The sequence below is a fragment of the Mycobacterium sp. genome, assembly GCF_049673265.1.
Classification (GTDB): domain Bacteria; phylum Actinomycetota; class Actinomycetes; order Mycobacteriales; family Mycobacteriaceae; genus Mycobacterium.
In genome coordinates, this window is record NZ_JBATXN010000373.1 from 1 (window position 1) to 5,151 (window position 5,151).

At 65.0% G+C, this 5,151-nt stretch carries 4 protein-coding genes; 2 read left to right on the top strand and 2 right to left on the bottom strand.

What is annotated here, in order from left to right; all coding sequences use genetic code 11:
- Together WBF82_RS12940 and WBF82_RS12945 are read left to right on the top strand one after the other, a co-directional pair.
- A partial coding sequence (locus WBF82_RS12940; RefSeq protein WP_424383416.1) for a helicase-related protein occupies positions 1-1,092 on the top strand: 1,092 nt, incomplete at its 5' end.
- Positions 1,092-2,519: an MFS transporter gene (locus WBF82_RS12945; protein WP_424383419.1), complete on the top strand. Its 1,428-nt coding sequence runs from the start codon at positions 1,092-1,094 to the stop codon at positions 2,517-2,519. The genes WBF82_RS12940 and WBF82_RS12945, both read left to right, overlap by 1 nt.
- Here the strand turns inward: WBF82_RS12945 and WBF82_RS12950 are convergent.
- Together WBF82_RS12950 and WBF82_RS12955 are read right to left on the bottom strand one after the other, a co-directional pair.
- Entirely contained in the window at positions 2,506-3,048 is a 543-nt protein-coding gene (locus WBF82_RS12950) for a hypothetical protein (protein WP_424383417.1), read from the bottom strand. The two genes, WBF82_RS12945 and WBF82_RS12950, sit on opposite strands and share 14 nt — an antisense overlap.
- A gap of 210 nt (positions 3,049-3,258) precedes the next feature.
- A complete protein-coding gene (locus WBF82_RS12955; RefSeq protein WP_424383418.1) occupies positions 3,259-4,818 on the bottom strand; it encodes a glycosyltransferase family 39 protein in 1,560 nt (519 codons plus the stop codon).
- Between the last annotated feature and the right edge of the window lie 333 nt (positions 4,819-5,151).

Below are 5,151 nucleotides of genomic sequence, written 5' to 3' on the forward strand. Positions count from 1 at the left end.
CTCGTCATCGACGAGTCGCACGTGACGGTCCCGCAGATCGGCGGCATGTACGAGGGCGACATGTCCCGCAAGCGCAACCTGGTCGAATACGGTTTCCGGCTGCCGTCCGCGGTCGACAACCGGCCACTGACCTGGGAAGAGTTCGCCGACCGGATCGGGCAGACCGTGTACCTGTCGGCAACGCCGGGCCCATACGAACTCAGCCAGACCGCTGGCGAGTTCGTCGAGCAGGTGATCCGGCCCACCGGCCTGGTCGACCCGAAGGTCGTCGTCAAGCCCACGAAGGGCCAGATCGACGACCTGATCGGTGAGATCCGCAAACGCACCAAGGCCGATGAGCGCGTGTTGGTGACGACGCTGACCAAGAAAATGGCCGAAGACCTCACCGATTACCTCTTGGAAATGGGTATCCGGGTGCGCTACCTGCATTCCGAGGTCGACACGCTGCGGCGGGTGGAACTGCTGCGCCAGCTGCGGCTGGGGGACTACGACGTGCTGGTCGGCATCAACCTGTTGCGTGAGGGCCTCGACCTGCCGGAGGTATCGCTGGTGGCGATCCTCGACGCGGATAAGGAAGGCTTCCTGCGGTCCGCGCGCAGCCTGATCCAGACCATCGGCCGCGCCGCGCGCAACGTGTCGGGTGAAGTGCACATGTACGCGGACAAGATGACCGACTCGATGAGAGAGGCCATCGACGAGACCGAACGCCGGAGAGCAAAGCAGGTCGCCTTCAACGAGGCGAATGGCATCGATCCGCAACCGCTGCGCAAGAAGATCGCCGACATCCTCGACCAGGTGTACCGCGAGGCGGATGATACCGATGCCGTCGAGATCGGCGGATCCGGACGCAACGCGTCGCGCGGTCGGCGAGCCCAGGGCGCGCCCGGCCGGGTTGTCAGCGCCGGCGTGTTCGAGGGTCGTGACACCGCCAGCATGCCCCGGGCCGAATTGGCCGACCTGATCAAAGACCTCACGGAGCAGATGATGGCTGCGGCGCGGGACTTGCAATTCGAGCTGGCCGCCCGGTTCCGCGACGAGATCGCCGACTTGAAGAAAGAACTGCGCGGAATGGATGCGGCCGGGCTGAAGTGATCGGCGCCGACGCGACGAGGACCACCGACACCGCCGGCAGTTGGCGGGTGCTGCTGGGCCCCCGGTACCTTGGCACCTCGACGCTGCTTGCCGGTGGTGTCGCGCTCTATGCCATCAACGAGTTCCTGACCATCAGCCTGTTGCCGAGCACCGTCGCAGACATCGGCGGCGAGCGACTCTTTGCCTGGGTGACAACGTTGTACCTGGTCGGCTCGGTGGTGGCGGCCGCTGCGGTCAGCGCGGCGCTGCTACGACTCGGGGCGCGTGCGTCATATCTGTTGGGATTGGCCGTCTTCGGGATCGGCAGCGTGGTGTGCGCGGCGGCATCCAACATGGAGATTCTGTTGGCCGGCCGCGCCTTGCAGGGTGCGGCCGGCGGTCTTTTAGCTGGGCTGGGCTATGCGGTGATCAGCACCGCACTGCCGCACGTGTTATGGACTCGGGCTTCGGCATTGGTATCGGCGATGTGGGGTGTCGCAACGATTGTCGGGCCGGCGACGGGTGGCTTTTTTGCGCAGTTCGGCCTGTGGCGTTGGGCATTCGGTGCGGTGGCGATGCTGACCGTGGCGATGGCCGCGCTGGTTCCGCTGGTCTTGCCCGCCGGTCGCAGCGGCGCAGCCGGTGCTGCGCCATTGAGAATCCCGGTGTGGTCGCTGCTGCTGTTGGGCGCCGCGGCGCTGACGGCCAGCGTTGCGCAGGTGCCGCATGACAGTGTCGCGACGGCCGGGCTGCTTGCGACCAGCGTGCTCTTGGTGGCCGTGTTTGTGGTGGCCGATCGGCGTGTATCGGTTGCGGTGTTGCCGCCCAGCGTGTTTCGGCCTGGGCCGCTGAAGTGGATCTACCTGACGATGGCGATGCTGATGGCTTCGGCGATGGTCGACATGTACGTGCCGTTGTTCGGGCAACGACTGGCGCATCTGGTTCCGGTGGTTGCGGGCTTTCTGGGCGCCGCGCTGGCAGTGGGCTGGACGGTCAGCGAGATCGTCAGTGCATCGCTGAGCAGCAGTCGCGTCATCGCCCGCGTAGTCGGCGGCGCGCCGCTGATCATGGCCGCGGGCCTCGCGTTAGCCGCGGCCACCCAGGTGGAGAACGCGTCGACCGGCGTTGCCGTGCTGTGGGCGGTGGCGCTGGTAATCACCGGGATCGGCATCGGGGCGGGATGGCCGCACCTATCGGCATGGGCAATGCAATACGTCGACGACGCGAAAGAGGGTGGGTCCGCAGCCGCGGCGATCAACACCGTGCAGCTGATCTCCGGAGCGTTCGGCGCGGGGGTGGCCGGCGTCGTCGTCAACAGCGCGCACGGCGGTGCGGTCGGCGCGCGTTGGTTGTTCGCGGTGTTCGCCGTGCTGGGCGTGGTGGGTGTGCTGGCTTCCTACCAATCCACGCGTCGAAGGGATCGAATTGCCGAGATCACAATCCGGTGATGCCGAACAGGCTGAGCAAGTTGTCGGCGGCGGCGTCCAGCGCGGGTTCAATGCCGAACGGCGTGAACAGGGTGTCAAGGTCGGTGGCGAACATGCCAAAGACGTCGGTAGCGGCGTTAGGGTCGATCGCGGCGACAAGGTCGTAGTACGCGTCGAGATCCGGGTTGATAATGCTGCCGATGCCGTCAGCGACCGGGTCCAACTGCTGGGAAAGCATGGGGTTCAACGTATCCAGAAGGGCCCCGCCGGGAAGGTTGAGGTCGGCGAACGCGTCGGCGTCCGTTGGGTCGCCCGCCGGGAGACCCATGTCGATCAGCGGGTCTAGCTGGGCTGAAAGCGTTGGGTTCAACGTATCCAGAAGGGCCCCGCCGGGAAGGTTGAGGTCGGCGAACGCATCGGCGTCGGAATCAGCGACCGCGGTGCCTGTCGAGAGGAATGCGGCGGCCAGGGTGCCAGCGAAGGCGACGGCCGCGCCGGCAGCGCGGCGGCGCAGTTGCAGGTGACGCTGGTTGCCTGATTTGTTTCTCATGATGCTCCTCTCAGCGTGCTGATTGCGCGCACAAAAAGCCTAGGCGTAGCGACACGGATGGGCAGCAATTTCAACATCGAAACGAAGCAGGTAGCAGGGGTGAGGAAGGTGATGGCGTATCGGGGCCCGGTTCGCAAGCGCTGTCGCCGCCTCACCGATGACAGATATCGTTTCGGCTCGGTCGTCCGGCTCGGCATGCCAATGTCGGCTTCAGCGAACTGATTTGATGACCTGGGTGCGGTGGAATTGCCAGCGCTCGACGATACGGAACCCGACCAACTTCGGCGTCAGGTAGGCCGGCGCGCGTCCAAGCACCTTTCCCGGCGGCAGCGACGTTCCGCTCTGGTGATCCGGGAAGGTGGTGTCATGCGTGGAAATCGTCCACAGCGTGGTGCATTGGTATAGCCGACCGACCACCAGCCATACCGCCACATGTCCGTCCCAGAGGGTGCCGCGTTCGGGTCCACGGTGACCGCGGCCGATGTCGACTAACGGCGCGAAGGCCGCCGGGCGGGTAGCGAGCAGGGCACGGATCGGACCGGGCAGCCAACCCACCGTGTTGTCGACCAGCAAGCAGTCCCCGGGCGCGGCGTGGGCGCTGATGACGTCAGCGACCTGGCTGTAGTCCCAGCCCTCTTTGGCATACGGCTGTCGTTGTGACAGAAGGTAATTCGGGAATGCCGCTGCGACCAGCACTACCAGCACACCGGCAATCCACCGAGGTTTACCGGCGACCGCGACGATGCAGACGGCCAGTATGACGGCCATCGCGGGCGTGGTGAAGAACAGATACCGCGGATAGTAGAACGGTTCGAACGCCGAATAAATCAGGCTGACCGTGGTGGGCGCGACAATCCACGCCGCACACACGATTAGCAGCAGCCGGCTATCGCGGTCCGGTTCCCATCGCCCGGTGAATCGCAACGCGATCGCGGCCACCAGAAGGACCGCCGCCAAGATCGCGAACGGCACGCTGTTGTCGAAAAACTGATGTTGCAGAACGTCGATCGCGTTGTGCCAATTGAGACGGGATAGCCAGGCGACCTGAAATCTCTGGCCATGCGCGAACAACATGAACGGCGTCATCGCCGCCACCGCCACCGCGGTGGTGGCGGCCCACCAGACCACTACGGATTTGCGCCGCCCGACTACCGGCGCCACGACGGCGTAGGTCGGCACCAGCAACACCAGGTAGATGTTGAGCAGGATCGACAGCATCAACGCGACTGCGTAGAGCAGCCACAGCCACCATTTGTGTCGCCGTATCGCGGTGATCAGTAACACGGTCAGCCAGATTGCGGCGATTGCGGTGAAGGCATAGGACCGGGCTTCGACGCCGGCCCACGTCACGCGTGGCAGGATCGCGAAAACGACGCCCGCGCAGACCGCGACAGAGCGCGACGAGAACTGCTTGGTGAAGACTACGACGCCGGCAGCCGCCAGCCCAATCGCCAGACAGCTAGGGACGCGCGACCAAAATTCGGTCGGCGGAAACACAGCGAACCAGCCATGCATCACCAGGTAGTACAGGCCGTGCACGGCGTCGATATGGCTCAGCAGCCGCCACAGCTCAGACAGCGAGCGGCTCGCCGCCGCGGAGATGGTCGCCCCTTCGTCGAACCACAGCGACGGGCGGCTTGCGGCGGCGCCACTGACGACGGCCGCCAGCAACGCGACCGCTAGCGGGTCGAGCAGCCTGCGACGACGCTGAGGACGCGAGTAGCTCGCGGCGACAGCCGCCTTGGGCTCGTCGATTGTTGGGGTGGTCATGATGTGTGTCACTTTAAAGGCTCTGTCGTGAACCTAATTACCCGTCTTGCCTGGTCATAATCCCTACCGCTGCGAGTAATCGCAGTCTGCGAGCTGAACTACGTTGCGGCAACCCAGCCAATTACGCTGCACTTCAGCGGATTTGAGCCGTATTCGATACGTGTCGGTGACCCTGCCGCCGGGATGGGGGTTCCGGAAGCGCGCGCGGCCGGTCGGTTCCCGCCGAACCACCACTGTGTCGGCGTGTCTCAATCCGGCCATCTCCCTCCGGCAAAGCGATACTGTCTTGGGTTGGCGTAGCAACCGACACCTGGGAGGGTAAATGAGCGCCTA

Excerpts from the sequence above, each read along its gene's own strand:
- WBF82_RS12950 (WP_424383417.1), bottom strand. The coding sequence starts at position 3,048 with ATGAGAAACAAATCAGGCAACCAGCGTCACCTGCAACTGCGCCGCCGC.
- WBF82_RS12955 (WP_424383418.1), bottom strand. The coding sequence starts at position 4,818 with ATGACCACCCCAACAATCGACGAGCCCAAGGCGGCTGTCGCCGCGAGC.